This window comes from Streptomyces sp. NPDC047853 (assembly GCF_043204535.1).
Classification (GTDB): domain Bacteria; phylum Actinomycetota; class Actinomycetes; order Streptomycetales; family Streptomycetaceae; genus Streptomyces.
In genome coordinates, this window is the sequence record NZ_JBIDCI010000005.1 from 13,311 (window position 1) to 34,978 (window position 21,668).

General features: G+C 71.8%; 15 protein-coding genes. 7 read left to right on the forward strand and 8 right to left on the reverse strand.

Annotated features, from left to right (window positions below; genetic code table 11):
* Positions 1-124 precede the first annotated feature (124 nt).
* The 3 genes from ACGF5T_RS11500 to ACGF5T_RS11510 all read left to right on the forward strand — a co-directional run bounded on the left by ACGF5T_RS11500 (position 125) and on the right by ACGF5T_RS11510 (position 3,726).
* Positions 125-1,411: a sensor domain-containing protein gene (locus ACGF5T_RS11500; RefSeq protein ID WP_366766637.1), complete on the forward strand. Its 1,287-nt coding sequence runs from the start codon at positions 125-127 to the stop codon at positions 1,409-1,411.
* Positions 1,396-2,049 (forward strand): response regulator transcription factor, encoded by a 654-nt coding sequence (locus ACGF5T_RS11505; RefSeq protein WP_366766636.1) that lies wholly within the window; start codon positions 1,396-1,398, stop codon positions 2,047-2,049. Before ACGF5T_RS11500 ends, ACGF5T_RS11505 begins: the two co-directional genes overlap by 16 nt.
* A gap of 132 nt (positions 2,050-2,181) precedes the next feature.
* On the forward strand, positions 2,182-3,726 hold the full coding sequence (locus tag ACGF5T_RS11510) for a DUF1996 domain-containing protein (protein ID WP_366766635.1): 1,545 nt from the start codon (positions 2,182-2,184) through the stop codon (positions 3,724-3,726).
* A 77-nt stretch (positions 3,727-3,803) separates the two neighbouring features.
* On the opposite strand, the gene ACGF5T_RS11515 is transcribed toward ACGF5T_RS11510, so the two are convergent.
* Positions 3,804-4,235: a hypothetical protein gene (locus ACGF5T_RS11515; protein ID WP_356610658.1), complete on the reverse strand. Its 432-nt coding sequence runs from the start codon at positions 4,233-4,235 to the stop codon at positions 3,804-3,806.
* 155 nt (positions 4,236-4,390) lie between these two features.
* Between ACGF5T_RS11515 and ACGF5T_RS11520 the strand changes: the two genes are divergently transcribed.
* The 3 genes from ACGF5T_RS11520 (at position 4,391) to ACGF5T_RS11530 (ending at position 7,684) form a co-directional block, all read left to right on the forward strand.
* Positions 4,391-4,906, forward strand: coding sequence for a tetratricopeptide repeat protein (locus ACGF5T_RS11520; RefSeq protein WP_356610659.1), 516 nt, complete (start codon positions 4,391-4,393; stop codon positions 4,904-4,906).
* Positions 4,907-4,955: 49 nt separating this feature from the next.
* Positions 4,956-6,884: a hypothetical protein gene (locus tag ACGF5T_RS11525; RefSeq protein ID WP_366766634.1), complete on the forward strand. Its 1,929-nt coding sequence runs from the start codon at positions 4,956-4,958 to the stop codon at positions 6,882-6,884.
* Between the two features lie 134 nt (positions 6,885-7,018).
* A complete protein-coding gene (locus ACGF5T_RS11530) occupies positions 7,019-7,684 on the forward strand; it encodes a TetR/AcrR family transcriptional regulator (RefSeq protein ID WP_356610687.1) in 666 nt (221 codons plus the stop codon).
* A 1-nt stretch (position 7,685) separates the two neighbouring features.
* On the opposite strand, the gene ACGF5T_RS11535 is transcribed toward ACGF5T_RS11530, so the two are convergent.
* From ACGF5T_RS11535 to ACGF5T_RS11545, 3 genes are all read right to left on the reverse strand, one after another.
* A complete protein-coding gene (locus tag ACGF5T_RS11535; RefSeq protein WP_366766633.1) occupies positions 7,686-8,039 on the reverse strand; it encodes an isomerase in 354 nt (117 codons plus the stop codon).
* Positions 8,040-8,089: 50 nt separating this feature from the next.
* On the reverse strand, positions 8,090-13,504 hold the full coding sequence (gene pulA / locus ACGF5T_RS11540; RefSeq protein ID WP_392887634.1) for a pullulanase-type alpha-1,6-glucosidase: 5,415 nt from the start codon (positions 13,502-13,504) through the stop codon (positions 8,090-8,092).
* Positions 13,505-13,665: 161 nt separating this feature from the next.
* Positions 13,666-15,039, reverse strand: a complete 1,374-nt coding sequence (locus ACGF5T_RS11545; RefSeq protein ID WP_366766631.1) for an alpha-amylase family protein — start codon at positions 15,037-15,039, stop codon at positions 13,666-13,668.
* Positions 15,040-15,303: 264 nt separating this feature from the next.
* Here ACGF5T_RS11545 and ACGF5T_RS11550 point away from each other — a divergent pair, with 264 nt between their 5' ends.
* On the forward strand, positions 15,304-16,323 hold the full coding sequence (locus ACGF5T_RS11550; RefSeq protein ID WP_366766630.1) for a hypothetical protein: 1,020 nt from the start codon (positions 15,304-15,306) through the stop codon (positions 16,321-16,323).
* Positions 16,324-16,395: 72 nt separating this feature from the next.
* On the opposite strand, the gene ACGF5T_RS11555 is transcribed toward ACGF5T_RS11550, so the two are convergent.
* The 4 genes from ACGF5T_RS11555 to ACGF5T_RS11570 all read right to left on the reverse strand — a co-directional run bounded on the left by ACGF5T_RS11555 (position 16,396) and on the right by ACGF5T_RS11570 (position 21,573).
* The gene (locus ACGF5T_RS11555) at positions 16,396-18,129 is read right to left on the reverse strand and encodes a glycoside hydrolase family 13 protein (protein ID WP_361011515.1); all 1,734 of its coding nucleotides are present in this window, start codon (positions 18,127-18,129) and stop codon (positions 16,396-16,398) included.
* Between the two features lie 123 nt (positions 18,130-18,252).
* Entirely contained in the window at positions 18,253-19,167 is a 915-nt protein-coding gene (locus ACGF5T_RS11560; RefSeq protein WP_361011512.1) for a carbohydrate ABC transporter permease, read from the reverse strand.
* Positions 19,168-19,180: 13 nt separating this feature from the next.
* Positions 19,181-20,185: a sugar ABC transporter permease gene (locus ACGF5T_RS11565; protein WP_356610667.1), complete on the reverse strand. Its 1,005-nt coding sequence runs from the start codon at positions 20,183-20,185 to the stop codon at positions 19,181-19,183.
* Positions 20,186-20,301: 116 nt separating this feature from the next.
* A complete protein-coding gene (locus tag ACGF5T_RS11570; RefSeq protein ID WP_366766629.1) occupies positions 20,302-21,573 on the reverse strand; it encodes an extracellular solute-binding protein in 1,272 nt (423 codons plus the stop codon).
* Between the last annotated feature and the right edge of the window lie 95 nt (positions 21,574-21,668).

The following is a 21,668-nucleotide window of genomic DNA, read 5'->3' on the forward strand; positions in this document are numbered from 1 at the left end:
GGCCCGCCCCGACCGGGAGGCGTCCGAGGCACCGGCGGGCCGCCGGGGGTGTACCTGGCACCACCCCCGGACCGGGGGGCTCGGCCCCGTGACCGGCCGCCGCGGCCCGGGCGAGACTACGGGCATGGACATCGAGACGAAGAACAGCGGCGTCGGCGCGGGCCCCGGCCGGGACCGGGCACCGACACGGGACGTGGCCCTGGCGGCCGTGCGGGGGCTCGCGCTGGTGCCGCTCTGCCTGATCGGCTCGGTGCTGTGCTTCTGCCTCACCCTCGTTTCCGTCGCCCTGATCCCGATCGGGATCGGCCTGGTCACCACGCCCTGGGTGCTCACGGGGGTACGGGCGTTCGCGGACCGTCGGCGGCTGCTCGCCGCCGAGTGGGCGGGGGTGCGCATCCCGCGGGCGTACCGGCCGCTGCCCGCGGACGCCAATCCGTGGGCGCGCACCTTCGGCATGCTCGGCGACCCCGCGACCTGGCGCGACTTCCGCTGGCTGCCGGTCGACATGACGGCGGGCGCCGTCACCGCGCTGCTGGCCTTCGCGCTGCCGCTGTACCCGTTGGAGGGGTTCGCCATCGCGGTCGGCCTGTGGCGGGTCCTGCCCGACGGCTACTGGTACGGCTTCGTCCGGGTCACCGACCAGATCTCCGCCCTCTACGCCGCGGGCCTCGGCGCCGTGCTGCTGCTCGCCGCCCTCTGGCTCACCCCGCGCCTGCTGCGCGCCCACTTCCGGCTCACCGGCGCGGTCCTCGGCTCCGGCCAGGGCGAACTGGCCGAGCGGGTGCGGGTGCTGACCGAGACCCGGCGCGACGCCGTGGACACCTCCGCCGCCGAGCTGCGCCGCATCGAGCGCGACCTGCACGACGGGGCGCAGGCCCGGCTGGTCGCCATGGGCATGGACCTCGGCACCATCGAGGCGCTGCTGGAGAAGGACCCGGAGCAGGCCAGGAAGCTGCTCGCGCAGGCCAGGCGGTCCTCCGCCGACGCCCTCACCGAGCTGCGGGAACTCGTGCGCGGCATCCACCCGCCGGTGCTGGCCGAGCGCGGCCTCGGGGACGCCGTACGCGCCCTGGCTCTGCGGCTGCCGGTGGACGCCGAGGTCGCCGTGGACCTGCCCGGCCGCGCGGAGGCGCCCGTGGAGGCCGCCGCGTACTTCGCGGTCAGCGAGGTCCTCACCAACGCCGTGAAGCACTCCGGTGCCGACCGGATCTGGATCGACGTGCACCACGCCGAGGGGCGGCTGCGCGTCACCGTCACGGACAACGGCAGGGGCGGGGCGGCGGTGGCCGCAGGGTCGGGCCTCGCGGGGGTGGAACGGCGGCTCGGTACATTCGACGGCGTCATGGCCGTCAGCTCGCCCGCGGGCGGCCCCACCATGGTCACCATGGAGATCCCTTGCGCGTTGTCCTAGCCGAAGACCTGTTCCTGCTGCGCGACGGACTCGTCCGGCTCCTGGAGGCCCACGACTTCGAGATCGCCGCGGCCGTGGAGACCGGCCCCGAGCTGTCCCGGGCGCTGGCCGAGCTGGAGCCGGACGTCGCCGTGGTCGACGTCCGGCTGCCGCCCACCCACACCGACGAGGGCCTGCAGTGCGCGCTGGAGGCCCGCCGCAGGAAGCCGGGGCTGCCGGTCCTGGTCCTCTCCCAGCACGTGGAGCAGCTGTACGCGCGCGAGCTGCTCGCCGACGGCACCGGCGGGGTCGGGTACCTGCTCAAGGACCGGGTCCTCGACGCCGAGCAGTTCGTGGACGCGGTACGGCGGGTGGCGGCGGGCGGCACGGTGATGGACCCCCAGGTCATCCAGCAGCTGCTCAGCCGGCGTGCGGCGGCGGACCGGCCGATGGAGCGGCTGACGCCCCGGGAGCTGGAGGTGCTGGAACTGATGGCGCAGGGGCGGACCAACGCGGCGATCGCGGGCAGGCTCGTCGTGACGGAGCGGGCGATCGCGAAGCACACGGCGAACATCTTCGCCAAGCTGAGTCTGGAGGTCTCGGACGACGACAACCGCCGTGTGCTGGCCGTTCTCGCGTATCTGGACCACGGTCGCTGACCTCGTCCGCCCCACGGAACCCGGCAATCACCCGGACGGCTGAACACCCCAGGGACCGCCTCCGTATGGAAGGGAGCCGCTTCACTCCTGTCGGGCGCCCTCGATGCCCCGCAAGGAAGTCAGAGGAGTTCCATGGGACGCAACACAAGAAAACGCCGTTCGCCGCTGGCCACCAAGGTCGTAGCCGGGGCGGCGGCCCTGGCGGTCGGCGGGGGCGGGCTGCTGTGGGCCAACTTCAACGCCTCGGCGCACGAGGAGGGCCCCGGGCAGCACCGCACGAGGTCCGCCGCCGCGCAGGTCGCGACGATCGACTGCCCCGACGTGGGCCAGCAGATCTCCGGCGTTCCGGACCGGGCGCGCGGCGAGGTCGACGGCGAACTGGCCACGCTGGACAGCCAGATCACCGACGCCTATCAGCGACTCGCCACCACGCGGCAGGCGCAGGCAGGTGACGCGCAGTTCGTCCGCAACGCCATCCTCGGCCCGCTGAAGGACCGGCGGAAGGCGATCATCGACCGGATCCAGCTGGAGATCAACCGGGCCGGCGGCCGGGCCGACGAGAACCTGGACGAGCTGGCCGGGTGCCAGGGACAGCCCGCCGAGCAGCCGCAGGACGGCGGCGGACAGGGCGGCGGAGGCCAGGACGACGGCCAGAACGGAGACGGGCAGGACGGCGGAGGCCAGGACGACGGCGGTCAGAACGGGGGCGGCCAGGACGACGGCCAGAACCAGGACGACAACGGCAACGGCGTCGCGGGCCCGGTCGCCGACGACTTCGTCGACATCAACGACGTCCAGCCGAACTCCCGCAACAGCCAGAACGGGCTGGCGGCCGACGGCGACGGCGGTTCCACCGGCACCTTCACCACGGACTGCGGTGTCAACGAGAACAACCTCTTCAACAGTGACAACCTGATCGCCGCCCCGGGCGTCGACAACGGCGCCCACCACACGCACGACTACGTCGGCAACCAGGACAACGACGCCTTCTCCAGCGACGAGGACCTGGCGGCGGCGGACACCTCCTGCCAGAACCAGGGCGACAAGTCCACCTACTACTGGCCGGTGCTGCGCCTCCAGGACGGTACGCAGGAGTTCGACGCGAACGAGCAGGGCGGTGGCGCCGAGGGCAACATCGGCAGGATCCTCGAACCGGCCCAGGCCGAGCTGAGGTTCGTCGGCAACCAGCAGGGCGACGTGGTCGCCATGCCGAGGTTCCTGCGCATCATCACCGGTGACGCCAAGTCCTTCACCAACGGCGACGCGAACGCCAACAGCTCCTGGAGCTGCACCGGCTTCGAGGACCGGCAGGTCACGGACAAGTACCCGCTGTGCCCCGAGGGCAGCCAGGTGGTGCGCACGGCCAACTTCCAGAGCTGCTGGGACGGCCAGAACACCGACAGCGCCAACCACCGGGACCACATGGCGTTCGTCCAGGCGGACGGCAGCTGCCCGGGCGGCTTCCAGGCCATCCCCCAGCTCCAGGTCCGCCTGGTGTACGACATCCCCACCCCGACCGTCGAGAACGGCCAGGTGCGGAACCCGTACGCCGTGGACAGCTTCCCGGAGCAGCTGCACAAGCCGATCACCGACCACAACGACTTCATCAACGTCATGGACGAGGACCTGATGAACGAGGTCGTGGACTGCATCAACAACGGCGAGGACTGCCAGTAGCCGCGGCACCGCCGCAGCGCGAGGGCCGGTGACGGGGAGACCCGCCGCCGGCCCTCTTCGCCGTCCCCCGGCCGGGGTCAGCCGCCGTGCCCGCCGTGCCCGGCCGGGTGCGCGCCGCCGTCGTGCCGCGCGCCCTCCTCCAGGGTGCCGCCGAGCCGGCCGCGCAGGCCGGCCACGACGTCCTCGTGGCCGACGGCCACCCACTTGCGGCCGACGAGGTAGTGACCGCCGTAGTCCTTGGCCGTGTTGATCCACTCGCGCTGGCCGCGGTCGGTGGCGAAGGTGGCGAGGACGTACTTCTCCTCGCCCTTCTCGCACAGCGCCTGGCGGATGGTGTCGGCGTCGGTCTGCATGTTCGGGTCGCACTCCACCTCGGCGGCCAGGTGCTCCAGGCTGCCGGTCGCGGTCTCGGGCACGGCCGCCGCGCCGTCCCCGTCGGCTCCGCAGCCCGTCAGCGCCACCACCGCCGCCGCTGCCGCCAGCGCGAGCATCGGTCGGGTCAGCCTCATGTGTTCCTCCGGTCCGTTTCCGGCGTCATGCCGCGCGAAGCCCCGGCGAGGGCTTTCGTCATCGATACGGTCCCGAGGCGCGAAGTACTCAGAAAGCGAAGGGGCATTCGGTGACGCACGTGTCCTTACGGGCACGGTCGTGCGAAAGTGGCGCCGTGGACCAGGACTGGGAAGACCGTGTCGCCGCCGCATGGGCGGCGTTCGACGACCGCACCGACACCGGGGACGACGGCGCCGCCTTCCGCGCGCTGATCGACGCCCTCGCCGACGAGTTGCCCGCCGACAGCCCCCTCGGCCTGTTCGAGCGGGCCTGCGCCTGGGACTCCACGGGCCACTCCGACCGGGCCGTGCCGCTGTACCGTGAGGCGCTGGCCCGTGGTCTGAGCGAGGTCAGCGGCTACAAGGGCCGCCGGGCGAAGATCCAGCTCTCCAGCTCGCTGCGCAACACCGGTCACCCGCAGGAGGGCGTGAAGCTGCTCTCGCCCGAACTGGTCGCCCCTTCCGACGAGTTGGACGACGCGGTGCGCGCCACGCTGGCGCTCTGCCTGTCGAGCATGGGCCGCGACCGCGAGGGCCTGTCCCTGGTGCTCGGCGCGCTGGCACCCCATCTTCCGCGCTACCAGCGCTCGATGGCCACCTATGCGCGACTGCTCGTGGAGACCGACGACTAGCCCCGCCCCCGCACGGTGACCATCCACCGATTCGCTCGTTCTGCTGAACGTGCAGTCACAGGATGTCGCCCCGCCCCCCGCATCGTCCTCCGTCTCCTCGGCCGACCCGGTCGTCGACGTCGAGCAGGCCGAGGCCGCGCTCGTCGAGCACTATCCGCGCCTGGTCCGGCTCGCCTACCTGGTGCTGCCGCCGGGCCTCGGCCGCAGCCGCCGGGTGCTGACCGCGCACGCCCTCACCCAGCGCGCACTGCCCCGGAACCGGACGACGACCCCCGTGGTCCCGGCCCAGTCGGCCGGCCGGGACCTCGACCCCGGATACGCACTGATCCGCCTCCGGGTGGTGCGTACGGCGCTGGAGGCAGGCCTGCCCCTCATGCGGCGCGCCCGGCCCAGGCGGTCCCAGCTGCCGCCGCTGCTGCCCCAGGTGCGCGGGCTCAAGCTCTTCCCGCGCTCCGGCGGCGCCGACGAACTCGCCCTGGACCAGCAGCTGTCCGCCCTGACCGCGCCGGGCCGGGCCGCCTATGTGCTGCGCGGGCTGGAGAACCTCCCCGACGCCGCCGTACGGCAGCTGCTCGCGGCCGCCGGGGTCGCCGACGCCGACGCCGCGCTGCGGGAGGCCGACGAGGTCCCCGCCCGGTACGCGCTGCTCGCCTCGCCCGAGTTCGACCCCTGCTCGTTGCAGGCCCGGCCGACCGATCTGATGCGCCGCCGGCAGCACACGAGGGCCGCCCTGGTCGCCGGGGCGGCCCTCGTGGTGTGCGGGGCGCTGCTGGGGCTGCCCGGCGACGGCTGGGGGCCGGACGGCGCCGCCGCCCCCGCCTACGCGCGGAACCCGGCGGCCGAGGCGGCCCTGGACCCGGCCGGGCTGACGAAGGCCGCCCCCGACGCGTGGAAGACCTCGGCGCGCACCGACTTCTCGGTGTGGCCGGCCCGCGGTGACCTCACCGGTGACGAGGAACTGCTGCGCCGCGCCCTGGCCGTGTGGGCCCGGCCCGGCGAGAGCGTGGGCGTCTCGGCGACGCCGGGCACCGCGACCGGCGGCCCGGCCGGCCCGCCCCAGCTGCTGTACGCCGGAGCCGTCGACAACGCGCGCGTGGTGATCCTCCACGACGGCCTGCGGCTCGTCCGGTACGCCGAGCCGAAGGACGGCGCGGCCGGCGCCGCCCTGGACTTCGCGCGCACCGACGGCGCCCGCCGGTCCGAGGCGAACGCGGTGGTCCTGGGCCGGGCCGACGGCAATGTCCGCTACCTGACGGCACCCTGGGTGACCGGGGCGGCCGGGCGGGACCTCACCGAGCCGGACGCCGGTGCCCGGGACCTGACGCTGACCGACGGCGTGACCTCGCCGCTGGCCGGCCCCGTGCAGCAGCAGTCCGGCGCGTGCACGTCCTGGAACGCGCTGGAGCTGGCCGACGGCTCGGACACCCGTCTGGTGACCGACCTCGGCGAACTGGTGCCGGCCCGCCTCACCACCGGCCGTCCCGGCTCGGTGAAGGACGCTTCTGGCCCGGAGGCGACGGCCTGGGCGCCGTACGCCTGCTCGCTGGGGTCCGTGCGCGGCCAGGGTGTGCGGTCGGTGAACGCCTGGGCGTACGCGAGTCAGCCGCTGCCCGACGCGAGCGGTGCCGGTGCCTGGGTGTGCACCCGGGCCGAGACCTGGCGGGGTGACGGCGCCCGGGTGCTGGCCCAGTTCCGGACGCCGGGCGGGGTGCAGGGCGCGGTGGCGGCGAAGGCGCAGGACGTGCCGACGTGCGGCGAGCGCGACCCGCACGTGCTGGCCGGGGTGCTGTGGAAGTCGGAGGGCGGGCACTGGTACCTGCTCGCCGCCGGGGACCGGGGCACCGGGCGGATCGAGGCGAGCGGCGGTATCAGCGACTCCGCCGACGGGAACCTGCTGACGGCGAAGGCCGAGCAGGGTGCGCGGGCCGAGCTGAAGGGCACCCTGGAAGGCGGCCGGACGATCGGCGGGCTGCGCTGAGGCCCGCGGACCACGCCGGCCGGCGCGCGGAGCGACGCTCACCGGACCTGTGAACGCCGATGGCCGGTCCGGCCCGTTCGGGGGCCGGATTCGATCGGTAAGGTGTTCGTATGACTACCGGGGTGCGTCGCAGAATGGGCGTCGAGGAGCGGCGGCGGCAGTTGATCGGCGTCGCGCTCGAGCTGTTCAGCCGCCGCTCGCCCGACGAGGTCTCCATCGACGAGATAGCGTCGGCCGCGGGCATCTCGCGTCCGCTCGTGTACCACTACTTCCCCGGCAAACTCAGCCTCTACGAGGCCGCGTTGCAGCGTGCCTCGGACGATCTCGCGGCCCGGTTCGTGGAGCCGCGGGAGGGTCCGCTGGGCGCGCGGCTGCTGCGGGTGATGGGCCGCTACTTCGACTTCGTCGACGAGCACGGCCCCGGGTTCTCGGCGCTGATGCGCGGCGGTCCGGCGGTCGGCAGCTCCACGACGAACGCCCTCGTGGACTCCGTACGGCAGGCCGCGTATGTCCAGATCCTTTCGCACCTGGACGTCACCGACCCGCCCGCGCGGCTGGAGCTGGTCGTCCGCTCCTGGATCTCGCTGGCCGAGTCGACGGCCCTGATCTGGCTGGACGGGCGCCGCATCCCGCGCGCCGAGCTGGAGACCCAGCTGGTGCACGACTTCGCCGCGCTGACCGCGGTGAGCGCCGCCCACGACGAGGAGATGGGCGCGCTGCTGCGCCGGGTCCTCGCCGAGGAGCCGGCCGACGGCCCGTTCGGGGACCTGGTCGGCCGGCTGATCGCGCTGGCGTCGTAGCTCAGACCTCGGCCTTGCGGTAGGACGGGTCGAGGTCGCGCACCTCGGCCGACAGGTGCAGGGTGACCCCGTCCCGGGGCTGGACGTGCCCCCGCAGCAGTTCCACCACGGCCTCGGTGAGCCGCGCCTTGGTCTCGTCGGAGCGTCCGGCCAGCAGGGCGATCGAGACGTTCACGATGGCGTGCCGTTCCCGCTCGCCCCCGACGGCCTCGTCCTCGCTGCGCAGGATCCGCGTCTTGCACGCCTCCAGCCGCGCGGCGGCCGTGTCGACGACCACCGGGTGCAGGGCGAGCGCGAACTCCTCCCAGTCGATGTCGTCGAGGGACGCGGAACGCTCGACGGTGATCTGCGGCATGGGTGCTCCTGTTCTACGGCGGACAGGAGCACCCTAACCGCAGCGCCCCGCTAGCCCGCGCGGGTGTATACGGCCACGGTGCGGGCCGGGACCGTGAAGGTGCCCGACTCCTGCGCGTAGGCGGCCTTCTTCACGACGGGGTCGGTTCCGGACGCCTGCACCGGGTGCAGTCGGTAGCCGGTTCCGGCCGCCGCCTCGACGCGCTGGTGCTGCCGCTCGGGCGTGGCGTTGAAGACGACCACCAGGTCACCGAGGCGCATGGTGATCACGCCGGGCGTCTCCTGCTCGCCGGAGAGCGGGAAGGTGAGCCGGGACTGCACCTGGCCCGCCGTGGCGAGGGAGAAGTCCTTCTCGCCCGTACGGATCCTCAGCAGGTCCCGGTAGGCCGCGGAGGCTCCCGTGATCTGCGCGCAGCCGGTCTTCACCGTGCTCAGCAGGGGCTTGGCGTAGGGCCACTTGTCCTGGTTGTCGGCGGCCGGGGGCAGGCCCCGGCCGAAGCCGTTGCCGTCGGCGCAGTTCCAGTGGACGGCGTTGAACCAGTCGCCGCTGTCGTAGGAGTTGCGGTCCAGCGACTTGGAGCGCAGCAGGTCGGTGCCCGCCTGGGAGAGCGCGGGGCCCTGGGAGAGGGCGGCGGTCGCCATGGCGAGGACCTGCATGCGGGCCCGGTCGTCGGCCGAGGTGTCCTTCGGCAGCTTGAAGGCGAGCGCGTCGAAGAGCGTCTCGTTGTCGTGCGCGTCGGCGTAGGCGAGGGCGTCGCCGGGTGCTGCGGCGTATCCGGCGGGGGCGCCGTTGTAGTCGACCTCGGAGCCCTTGACCTCCTTGCCGCTGGTGTCGGTGAAGGTGTAGCCGGCGAGGTTGCCGGAGAGGCCGACCTTGATCAGGTCCTGGTAGTGCAGCAGGCGGGCCCGCTGCTCGGCCGGGGTGCCACCCGCCTCGGAGCCGTTGGGCTCGGTGAACAGGCCGGAGGCGAAGCCCTGGACGCCGGGGTCCTCGTCGAAGGGGCCGCCGCCGCGCACGGCGTCGCGGGCCCGGTCGGAGAAGGTCGCGACGCCGGTGCCGGCCATGTTCTTCTGGGTGGCCTGGACGAAGCGGGCGTCGTCGGCGATCTCGCCGAAGTTCCAGCCCTCGCCGTACAGGATGATCTTCCTTCCGTCGACGCCGTCCTTCGCGAGGGTCAGCGCGTCCAGCGCCTTGCGGACCGCGAGGATGTTGGCCTTCGGGTGGTGGCCCATGAGGTCGAAGCGGAAGCCGTCGACCTTGTACTCCTTGGCCCAGGTGACGACCGAGTCGACGACGAGCTTGCCCATCATGGCGTTCTCGGTGGCGGTGTTCGCGCAGCAGGTGCTGTTCGCCACCGAACCGTCGGCCAGCAGCCGCTGGTAGTAGCCCGGGACGATCCGGTCGAGGACGCTGGTCCTCGCCTGGCCGCTCGCCGCCGTGTGGTTGTAGACGACGTCCATGACGACCCGCAGACCGTCGTCGTTGAGCGCCTTGACCATCTCGCGGAACTCGACCGTGCGGGCGGTGCCGTCCGGGTCGGTGGCGTAGGAGCCCTCGGGAACCGTGTAGTGGTACGGGTCGTAGCCCCAGTTGTAGGCGTCCTTCGCCGCCGCCTTCGCCACGCACTCCTGCTGCTGGTCGGAGTCGGCCGGGAGCGCGGCCAGGTCGCAGTCGACGGTGGCCTGGTCGGACTTGCGCTCGGGAATCGTGGCGATGTCGAAGGCGGGGAGGAGGTGGACGTGGGAGGTGCCCGCCTCCGCCAGCTCCCGCAGGTGCTTCGAGCCGTCGCTGTCCTTGTCGGTGAAGGCGCGGTAGGTGCCCCGGTGGCGGGCGTCCGCCGTCCGGTCCGCGACGGAGAAGTCGCGGATGTGCAGCTCCTGGATCTGGGCGTCACGCAGGGGGACGGCCGCGGGCTTGTCGTAGCTCTCCCAGCCGCGCGGGGCGAGGGAGCGGTCACCCAGGTCGACGACGAGGGAGCGCTCGGAGTCGGTGGTCAGGGCGAGCGAGTAGGGGTCGGTGACCTTGTTGGTGACGACCTGGCCGGCGTCGGGCGCCCACACCTTGACGGCGTAGCGGTAGTCCTCGCCCTTCCAGGACTTCGGGCCGGTGACGGACCAGACGCCGGTGGTGTCGTCGCGCCGCATCCGGACCGTGCGGTCGTCGATCTCCAGGGACACGTGCTGCGCGGTCGGCGCCCACACGGACAGCGTGGGGCGGCCGTGGCGGAAGGTGGGGCCGAGGGCGGCCTTCGTCGCGCCGGCCGCGTACAGGTCGTCGAGGGCGCCGGCGATCTGCACGCCCGTGGCCGCCAGGACGGCGCCGTCGGCGGTGCGCTGGGAGGCGACGACCTGTCCGCGCAGGGCCTCGCGCACCCGGTCGCGGTCGCGCGGGTCGACGGACCAGGCGGTGTACTCCTTCAGGTGCGGGTACTTCGCCTTCTGGGCGTCGGTGAGGGTGGTTCCCGTCAGGCGGAGCCACTGTTCGTCGTCGCCGGTCAGGGCGCCGTCCACGGCCTTGATCGAGCCGGTGCGGGAGGCCAGCAGCTGGGTGGAGGCGGCGCCTTCGGAGCCGTTCCAGGCGACGGTGTTCCGGTCGATCCAGACCGCCTCGGAGGTGGTGAGGTCGACGGCGGCCGCGGAGCCCGCGGGCTGCGGCAGCAGGTACTTCTCCTCGCCGCCCAGCAGCCACACCTCGTGACCGACGGCTTGGAGGTCCAGGACCTGGTCGGTGGGCAGGTCCTTCTCGTCGCCCTTGTGGACGATGTAGTTGAGGCTGGTCGCGCCTTCGGTGAGCGGGACCTCGAAGACGGCGCCGTAGGGGTCGGTCCGTACCGGCGCCAGGGGCTTCGCCCAGTCGGTGGGGTGCGCGGCGCCGCCCCAGACGTGCAGGCCCCAGCCGTCGAGGTCCCCGTCGGCGCGCTGGTAGTGGAGGACCGCCTTGGTCGTGTCCTGGGCGGGGTAATCGGGGCGCTCCGTGACGACCCGCTCCTCGCCCTGTTCGATCCACACCTCGCCGGTGCGGGTGACGTCGATGGTGCGGTCGGCGGTGACGTCCTTGTTGCCGTCCTTGTCGATGACCAGGAAGTTCACGTCGGTGGCGCCCGGCTTCAGCTTGACGTGGGCGAAGGCGCCGTAGGCGTCGCGGCCGGTGAACGGGTGGCTGTCCGGCCACTCGGTGGCCTCGCCCTCGGCGAGGTCGCCCCAGGCGTAGAGGCCCCAGTCGTCGTAGTTCCCGTCCTCACGCTGGTAGTGGACGATCGCGTGGTCGCGGGAGACGGCGGTGGGGGGCTGCTCGACGGGCGGGGTGCCGGTGGTCGACGCGGCCGTGGCGCCGGCGGTGCGGCCGGTCGAGTCGACGACGACCGCCTTGTAGCGCAGGGCGGTGCCGGCCGGGGTGTCCTCGCCGACGGTGTGGGTGACCCGGTAGGGGGCGTGGTCGGCGGAGCCCAGGGTGCGCCACGTGCCGTTGCCGGTCTGGGCGGCGAAGACGACGCGGTTCAGCTGCCCGCCGGTGACGTCGGCGGACAGCTCGACGGTGCCGGTGGCGCCGGGCTCGGGGGCGGTGAGGGTGATCGTCGGGGCGGTGGCGGGCTCGGCGAGCCTGCCGGCGGCCTTGAGGACGACGGCCGACCCGGCGGGCACGGTGACCGTGACCTTCTTGTCGGCGCCCGAGCGCACGGTGGCGTCGGTGCCGTAGAGGCCGCGGAAGGTCATGCCGGCCGAACCGGTCGGGAAGGTCTCGGTCTTCGCCTCACCGGCGTTGTTGAAGGCGACGACGTACTCGGTGCCGCTGCGTGCGTCGGTACGGGAGAAGGCGTAGACGCCGGCGCCATCGGCCGCGTGGCGCTCGGTCTGGACGCCGTCGGCGAGGGCGGGGTGGGCCTTGCGCAGCTTGGCGAGAGCACTGATCTGCCGGTAGAGCGGTGCTCGCGTGTCGTAGGCGTCCTGGGCGTGGGTGCGGTCGGTGCCGAGCTGGTCGTCGTCCAGGTAGTCGGCGGTGCGGGAGGCGAACATCGGCTGGCGGGCGTCCTTGTCGCCGCCGGCGCCGGTGAAGCCCTGCTCGTCGCCGTAGTAGATCACCGGGTTGCCGCGGCTGAGGAACATCAGCTCGTTGGCGAGCCTGCCCTTCTTCAGCAGTTCGGCGTCGGTGGCGTCCGGGTCGTCCTGCTTCAGGAAGGTGCCGAAGCGGCCCATGTCGTGGTTGCCGAGGAAGGTGACCTGTTCGTAGGCGTTGGCCTTGTCGGTCGTGTACTTCCAGTCGTCACCGAAGACCGCGGCGAGCTTCCGCGCGCTGCCGCCCTGGGAGGCGTAGGCGCGGGCCGCGTCCTGGAAGGGGAAGTCCAGTGTGGAGTCCAGGCGGCCCTGGGTGACGTACGGGGAGGTGACGGCGGTGTCGGCGGAGTAGACCTCGCCGAACATGAAGAAGTCCTCGCGGCCCTTCCTCGCGGCGTACGCGTCGAGCGCGGTGGCCCACTGGGTCCAGAACCCCATGTCGACGTGCTTCACGGTGTCGATGCGGAAGCCGTCGATGCCGAAGTCCCTGACCCACCGCTGGTAGATCTTCTCCATGCCGTCGACGACCTCGGGCCGCTCGGTCCACAGGTCGTCGAGGCCGGAGAAGTCGCCGTAGGTCGTGGACTCGCCGGCCCAGGTGGAGTCGCCCCGGTTGTGGTACATGGCGGGGTCGTTGAGCCAGGCGGGGACCTTGAGGTTCCTCTTGGCCGCCGGGACCGTCGGTGTGCGGGGGAAGGAACCCGCGTCCACCCGCGGGAAGCGGCCGGAGCCGTCGGCGTTGTCGGCGTTGTCGGCGTAGGCGGCGTCGTCGAAGGGCTCGCCGTCCTTCGTCAGGTACGGGAAGGCGCCCTTGGAGAGGTAGCCGTAGGACTTCTCCTCGTAGTCGACGACGTCGGCGGTGTGGTTGGTGATGACGTCGAAGAAGACCTTCATGCCCTTGGCGTGCGCCTTGGAGATGAGGTTCTTGAGGTCCTGGTTGGTGCCGAAGTGCGGGTCGACCTGGGTGAAGTCGGTGATCCAGTAGCCGTGGTAGCCGGCGGAGGCGTTCTCTCCGGTGCCCTGCACGGGCTGGTTCTTGAAGAGGGGCGCCATCCAGATGGAGGTGGTGCCCAGGTCCTTGATGTAGTCGAGCCGGTCGGTGAGGCCCTTGAGGTCGCCGCCCTGGTAGAAGCCCTTGTCGGTGGGGTCGTGGCCGGTGGTGAGGCGGGTGCCGGTCAGGCCGCCCTTGTCGTTGCGGGTGTCGCCGTTGGCGAAGCGGTCCGGCAGGACGAAGTAGAACTGCTCGCGGGTGAGATCGTGCCGGGCGGCGGCCTGCGCGAGCTTCGCGTCCGACGGGGGCGGGGGCGGGGCGTCGGCCCGCGCGGCGAGGGGTGGGAGGAGGGCTGCGGCGAGCGCGGCCACGGTGACGGCCGCGACCCTTCTCGCTCGTGCGGTGCGGCGCGTGTCAGGCACCGGCCTGCTCGGTATCACGGGCGTGAGCTCCTTGCGACGACGGCTCGATCGGGTCCGACCCCGGCGAGACGGTAGCGCTGTCGCAAGAGTTGCGGCAAGGGTCGTGAAAGTAACGGAAAGAACTTTCACGAACTCCCACGACCCCTGCCCCGTCCGCCCGTTCAGCAGGCGGACTTGCCGGCGTACAGCGCCAGCGCGGTGTTGCCGCCGAGCGTGGCGGTGAACTGGCCCGAACCGTTCACGGTCACCGGCTTGTTGCTCTGGACGTCGCAGTACGTCCCCGCCGGCAGCGAGGTCTGGTAGGTGCGGGTGAGCGCGCCCGACTCGTGGTTGACGACGACGTAGCCCTTGCTGCCGCGGCCGAAGGCGATGGCGTCGTTGCCGTTGTCCCACCAGTTGGTGACCGCCTGGCCGCGGGTGGCGTTGCGGAAGGCGACCATCGACCTGATCTCGGGCCAGGCGTGCTGGCACTTCCAGCCGTCCTGCCAGCAGGCGTTCACCTGACCGCCGTTCGGGGGTCCGGCGTCATGGTTCGACCACTCGTAGCCGGAGTTGACGTCGGGCGCGCCGTAGGGCCAGGCCAGCATGAAGACGTTGGCGAGGGTGTAGTTCGCGCCGTCCTTGTAGTTCAGCGTGGAGCCGTTGCGCTCGGTGTCGTGGTTGTCGACGAAGACACCGGAGACGCCGCTGCCCAGGTACCCCCAGCCCTCGCCGTAGTTCTTCAGGTAGGCGAGGTTCTCGTTGGTGAAGACGCGCTTGAGGTCGTACGCGTAGCGGAACTCCTGGACGTCGCCGCTGCCGGTGTACTCGGTCGGCTGGACCGCCTCCCCGGCACCGAAGATGACCTCGTGCTTCCAGTACACCCCGGGGTTGCTCAGCCGGGACTTGATGTTCGCGAGGTCGGCGGCCGGGATGTGCTTGGCCGCGTCGACGCGGAAGCCGTCGACGCCGAGCGAGAGCAGGTCGTTCAGGTAGCCGGCGATCTTCCCGCGGACGTAGTCCTCGCCGGTGTCGAGGTCGGCGAGGCCGACCAGTTCGCAGTGCTGGACGTTGTACCGGTTCCGGTAGTCGCTGATCTGGGAGCGGCAGTCGTCGAAGTCGTACGAGGAGTAGAGGCCGGGGTAGTCGTACTTGCCGTACGAGGAGCCGCCGGTGCCGGTGCCGCTGCCCGCGGACATGTGGTTGACCACGGCGTCGGCGACGACCTTCACCCCGGCCGCGTGGCAGGTGTCGACCATGTTCTTGAAGGCGGTGCGGTCGCCGAGCCGCCCGGCGATCCTGTAGCTGACGGGCTGGTAGGAGGTCCACCACTGCCCGCCCTGTATGTGCTCGGCGGGCGGGGAGACCTGGACGTAGCCGTAGCCGGCGGGGCCGAGGGTGCGGGTGCACTCCCGGGCGACGGAGGCGAAGTTCCATTCGAAGAGGACGGCGGTGACGTCCTTGGCGCCGGGCGGGGAGGCCTGCGCGGGCATCGTCGGGGTCATGACAAGGGCGGCCGCCAGCGCGACCGCCCCCGTGAGGGCTCTGCGTGCCATGTGGGGTTCCTTCATCGTCGAAGGCGCTGTGGGGAGCCGAAGGCGCCCGAAGATCCCTTGAATGCTCTTGCTGAAACCTTCAGAAACCTTGCGGTGACGCAGATGTTAAGGGTTCATCGACCGAAAGGGCAGCGGTCGCGCCGAAGTCGGGGCAGGAAGGTGCACCGGAAGCCTGGAAGCCTGAAGCCGGGAAGCCGGGCATCCCGCAGCCGGCCGGCCGGGACGCGCCGGTGCGTTGTCGGTGCCCGGTCGCATACTGCGCCCATGCAGATCACCGCAGACGCACTCGCACAGGCCTGGCGCCGGCTGGCCGCAGGCTCCGCCCTGCTCGACGACATCCCGCTCCCGCCCGTCTGCACGTCGTACGAGCAGTACGAGGAACGGGTGGAGGACGGGTGCACCGGCCTCTGTGTCGTCCTGGAGGACGACGGCACGGTGTGGGGCTACAGCGGTCCCTACGACGAGGTGTTCCTCGCCCGCGACTTCGACGAGGCGCTGTACTGCCTGGCCGAGGAGGCCGTCCGCGGGCTCGACGCAACGGTCGCCGGCCAGGCCCGGCTGATGGACCGGATCGACCCCGCCTGGGGCCGCGACCTCCGCGCCGGCGGCCCGGGCGGCGAGGACCCCGCTCCCCCCTGCGGCCGCGACCCGCTGGAGGGGTTCGCGTGGATCACCCGCTCGTGGCACGAGCAGTCGCCCTACACCCACCTCGCGTTCTACCGGGGCGAGAACGTCAGCGCCGAGGGGATCGCCCTGCTGCACGGAGCCGACCCCGCGCACGTCGCCGCGGGGACCCGGCTGTCCGACCTCACCGACATGACCGGCGCCGACCGCGGCCACTGGAACACGGACTGGCGCAGTTGCTGCTTCGGGCAGGCGGGTGACTGGGCGTTCCTGCTGTACCACGACCTACCGCCCGCGGTCCGGGGCGGCGGGGCGGCGCTCGCCGGGATGGCCGTGACCGAGAGCGTGCTGCTGAGCGCCTGCTCCGCGAAGGCCATCTACACCCTCGACCTCATGCGCGACGGCCACCGGGTCGACGACGACGGGATCATGGAGCTGATCCACTACGACCGGGGCCGCACCCCCTACGTCCGCGGCGGCCGACTCGACTTCCTCAACCGGGCGATCCGCCGCGCCGAACTGGACCACCCCGAGGTGACCGACGAGTTCGCCCTCTACTTCCACGCCCTGGAGACCTCCCTCGGACTCCGGCTGCCCCAGCGGGACCTCCGGGAGGGAACGGTCCGCGCGGCCCTGTGGGCACCCGGCGACGGAGCCTGACCGCCCGGGCGCACCGCACGCGACGGGCCCGCCGCTCCCGGAGGGGAACGACGGGCCCCGGTGGGCGGGCGGTCAGGCCCGCGTCCACCACACCGTCGTGTCGGCCGGCACCTTCGCCTCGCCGTCCGCCTCGGTCACCTCACCGCTGGCCAGCAGGACCCGCCCGTGCGCGGGGACCGTCACCGACTCGCCGGTGGTGTTGGCGACGCACACGAACTCGCCGCGCCGGAAGGCGACGACGCCCTCGGGGGCCCGCAGCCACTCCACCGCGTCGCCCGCACCGAGGTCGGCGTGGTCGCGGCGGACGGCGAGCGCGGCGCGGTACAGCTCCAGGGTCGAGCCGCTCTCGCCGGTCTGCGCCTCGACGCTCAGCTCGCCCCAGCCGGCCGGCTGCGGGAGCCAGCTGCCGCCGTCGCCGAAGCCGTACGACGGCCCCGTGCGCGTCCAGGGGATCGGCACCCGGCAGCCGTCGCGGAAGCCGTCCTGGCCGGCGCCGCGGAAGTACGCCGGGTCCTGGCGCACCTCGTCGGGCAGGTCGACGACGTCCGGCAGGCCCAGTTCCTCGCCCTGGTAGACGTAGGCCGAGCCGGGCAGGGCCAGCATGAGCAGGGTGGCGGCGCGGGCCCGGCGCAGGCCCAGCACGCGGTCGCCGGCCAGCCGGATCTGGGTGCCGAGGCCCGCCGGGTTGGCGAAGCGGGTGGCGTGGCGGGTGACGTCGTGGTTGGAGAGGACCCAGGTGGCGGGGGCGCCGACGGGGCGCATGGCGTCCAGCGTGCGGTCGATGACCGTACGCAGCTCCTCGGCGTCCCAGTGGGTGCCCAGGTACTGGAAGTTGAAGGCCTGGTGCAGCTCGTCGGGGCGGACGTAGTTCGCCGTGCGCTCGACGGTCGGGGTCCACGCCTCGGCGACGAAGATGCGCCCACCCGTCTCCCGCCCCCGCCCTTCTGCGGAAGGCCCTTCGGACCCCAGTGCATCCGAGTACTCGTCGAGGATGAGCCGCCACTGCCGGTAGATGTCGTGGACGCCGTCCTGGTCGAAGAACGGCATGACATCGTTGCCCAGCAGCTTCAGCTGCTCGTGGGATCCAAGGTCGGGCAGCCCCTTCGCCTTCACCATGCCGTGGGCGACGTCGATGCGGAAGCCGTCGACGCCCATGTCCAGCCAGAAGCGCAGGATCGAGCGGAACTCGTCGCCGACCGCCGGGTGCTCCCAGTTGAAGTCGGGCTGCTCGGGGGCGAAGAGGTGCAGGTACCACTCGCCGGGGGTGCCGTCCGGCTCCGTCACCCGGGTCCAGGCCGGGCCGCCGAAGATCGACTCCCAGTCGTTGGGGGGCAGTTCACCGTTCGCGCCCTTGCCGGGGCGGAAGTGGTAGCGGTCCCGGGAAGGGGAGCCGGGGCCCTCGGCGAGGGCGCGCTTGAACCACTCGTGCTGGTCGGAGGAGTGGTTCGGGACCAGGTCGACGATGATCCGCAGGCCGAGCCCGTGGGCGTCGCGGATCAGCGCGTCGGCGTCGAGCAGGCTGCCGAACATGGGGTCGACGGCCCGGTAGTCGGCGACGTCGTAACCGGCGTCCGCCTGCGGGGAGGCGTAGAAGGGGCTGAGCCACACGGCGTCCACGCCCAGGTCGCGCAGGTACGGCAGACGGGTGCGGACACCCTCCAGGTCGCCCATGCCGTCGCCGTTGCTGTCGGCGAAGCTGCGCGGGTACACCTGGTAGATGACCGCGTCCCGCCACCAGTCGCGGCGCCCCGCGACGGTGGCGGTGGCGGAGGTGGGGGCCGGTGCGGCGGAGTGCTGCTGGCTCATGGCGTCCTTGTGATGTGACGGGTTCCGGTCAGGAAGGCGTGGGTGGGGGCGACGAGGGGATGCGGCCGGCCGCGGTGCTGCGGGGTCGGATGGGCACCGCGGCCGGACGTTCCGAGGGGGGCGTCAGCCCTTCGTGCCGCCGGCGGTGAGGCCGGTCACCAGGTTCTTCTGCACGAGGTAGAAGAAGGCGGAGACGGGTATGGCGACGAGCACCGCGGTGGCGGCCATCAGGTGGCGCTGCGCGTCGTGCTCGCTGACGAAGCTCTGGAGTCCCACCGCGAAGGTGTACTTCGTGTCGCTCAGCATGAACGTGGAGGCGAAGGCGACCTCGCCGAAGGCCGTGATGAAGCTGTAGAAGCCGGCGACCGCGAGGCCCGGCCGGGCCAGCGGCAGGATCAGCCGGAAGAAGGTCCCGAAGGGGGACAGGCCGTCGACGCGTCCGGCCTCGTCGATCTCGAAGGGGATGGTGTCGAAGTAGCCCTTGAGCAGCCAGGCGCAGTACGGCACCGCGGTCGAGCAGTAGACGAGGACCAGGCCGAGGTAGCTGTCGACGAGCTGGAGCTCGGACAGGATCTGGTACATCGGCACGATCAGGACGGCGATGGGGAACATCTGGGTGACCAGCAGGACCCACATCAGCTTGCGGTAGCCGGGGAAGCGCATCCGCGAGACGGCGTAGCCGGTGGTGGCGGCGACCATCACGCCGATGACCGTGGTGCCCAGCGAGACGATCAGCGAGCTCTTCAGCCAGTCGAAGAAGTTCGTGTGCTCGAGGACGAAGGCGTAGTTGTCCAGGGTCATCTTCGACCAGATGCGCCCGGGGTGCAGGTAGTCGTCCTTGTCCGGGCCGAGCGACAGGTACACCAGCCAGGCGACCGGGAAGAGCGCGATCAGGCTGGCGACGGTCAGGATGCCGTGGGAGGCGAGGGACGCGGCGCGGCTGCGTTCGCCGCGGCCGCGCACTGTGCGCGGCCGGGTGTCGGGCGCGGTGCCGGTCTGCTCGGCCGGGGCGGACGCCGGGGCGGTCGTGGTGCTCATGGTGGCTCCTGCCTCAGTTCGCGAGCTGCTGCTCATTGCGGTTCAGCCAGCGGCGGTAGAAGGAGGTGAAGACGATCAGGATGGCCAGCAGCAGGATGCCGTAGGCCGCGGACTGCGCGAAGTCGCGCGGCTGCTGACCGAAGCCCAGCTGGTACGCCCAGGTGACGAGGATCTGCGCCTCGGGGGCCGTGTTGCCGAACAGCAGGAAGATCACGGCGAACTGGTTGAAGGTCCAGATGATGCCGAGCAGCACGACGGTGGAGCTGACCGCCCTGAGGCCGGGCAGGGTGACGTAGCGGAAGCGCTGCCAGGCGCTCGCGCCGTCCATCTCGGCGGCCTCGTAGAGGCTGTTGTCGATGGACTGCAGGCCGCCGAGGAGGGAGACCATCATGAACGGCACACCGCACCAGGTGTTCACCATGATCGCGGAGAACCGCTGCCAGAAGGTGTCCTCCAGCCACGCCGGGGTCGGCAGGTGGAGCCAGTCCAGGGCGGAGTTGATGACGCCGGCGTCGGCGAGCATGAAGCGCCAGCCGAAGACCGTCACGAAGGTGGGCACGGCCCACGGCAGGACCAGGACCAGCCGGTAGAGGGTCCGGCCGCGCAGCTTCTGGTTGAGCAGCAGCGCGAGGCCGAGGCCGATGAAGAAGTGCAGGCCGACGCAGACCGCCGTCCACACGATGGTCCAGATGAAGTGGGACCAGAAGCGGTCGTAGGCGGTGGGGCCCCACAGGATGTCGGCGTAGTTGTCCAGGCCGACGAACTTGTAGGTGGCCTCGATCTCGTTGACGCCGATCGTGCGCCCCGTGTTGAGGCTGTTGGCGTCGGTGAGGGTGAGGTACAGGCCGTACCCGAGCGGGTAGAGCACGAGGACGCCGATCACGACGGCCACCGGCGCGATCATGGCATAGGCGTACCAGTGCTTCTGGTAGCCGTCTTTGAGACGCCGGCCGAGGCCGGGCCGCGGGGTGCGGTCACCGCGGCGCTTGCCGGTCGCGCGGTCGATGGCGACTGTCATGGTTCGACACCTTCGGATGCATCGGGACGAGCGGGAGGTTCGAGGGAGGTGCGGCGCTCAGGCCGGTGACCGCCGGGTCCCTCCCCTCCGGTGGGGGACCCGGCGGCCACGCGGACTCACTTGCTGAAGTCCGGCACCAGCTTCGCGATGGCGGTCTCGGCGTCGCCCAGACCCTCGTCCAGGGACTTCTTGCCGCCCGCGATCTGGGGCAGCTGCTCGTCCAGCGGGGTCCACAGCGAGCCGTACTCCGGCAGCGCCGGCCGCGGCTGGGCGGCGGGCAGGACCGTCTGGTAGCCGGCGATGCCCGGGTCGGCCTTGACCTTGGCGGTGTAGGCGTCGTCGCGGGTGGGCAGCGTGGAGTTCTTCAGGGCGATGGTCTCCTGGGACTTCGCCGAGGTCATGAAGTTGACCAGCTTCAGCGCGGCTTCCTGGTGGGCCTGGTCCGAGCCGGCGTAGACCGACAGGTTGTGGCCGCCGGTCGGCGCGCCCGCCTTGCCGGTGGAGCCGGCCGGGACGGTGGCGATGCCCAGGTTGGCCTTGTCCTTGAAGGCGGAGCCCGCGTAGAAGTTGGTGATCTCCCACGGGCCCTGGATGATCGAGGCGACCTTGCCGCTGACGAACGCCTCCTGGATGTGGGCGTAGGCGTCGGCGGTGGTGTCGGCCTTGTGCAGGCCCTTGCCGTCGAACAGGCCCTGCCAGGTGGCGTAGGCCTTCTTGGCCTCGGGCGAGCTCACGGTGATCTTCTTGCCCTCGGCGTCGACCGTGTCGGTGCCCTCGCCGTACAGGAACGGCTGCCCGTAGTAGCCGGCCGTGGAGCCCCAGTAGCCGTCGGCGCCGGTCTTGTCCTTGATGGTGGCGGCGGCCTTCTTCAGGTCGTCCCAGGTCTTGGGGACCTCGACGCCGGCCTTCTCGAACAGGGCCTTGTTGTAGACCAGGGCGAGGGTGTCGGTGACCAGCGGGACGCCGTAGGTCTTGCCCTCGTACTTGGCCTGCTCGATCAGGTTGGGCTGGAACTTGGCCTGGTCGGCGAGGGCCTCGGTGCCGTCCAGCGGCAGGAAGAAGCCCTTCTTGGCGAAGGCGGGGGTCCAGCCGACCTCGGAGCGCAGCACGTCGGGCGCACCCTTGGAACCGGCGGCGGTGTCGAACTTGTTCTGCGCCTGGTCGAAGGGGACGTTGACGAAGTTGACCTTGATGTCCTTGTTGGCGGCCTCGAACTCCTTGACCAGGGCCTTGTAGGTCGGCGCCTCGTTGGTCGCGTTGGAGGTGTCCCAGTAAGTGATGGTGACCGGTCCGCCGGACTCGCTGTCGCTGTCGCCGTCCCCGCCGCACGCCGTCGCCGCGAGGGCGAGGGACGCCACCAGAGCGGTGGCCGCTATGCCACGCCGCATGAGTTCTCCTTGAGGGTGAAAGCCCGTGTGGTGCAGGGTGCGGGCCCGTCCGCCGCTCCTGCCGACACCGACCGCGCCGTTGCTGCCGTCGGGCG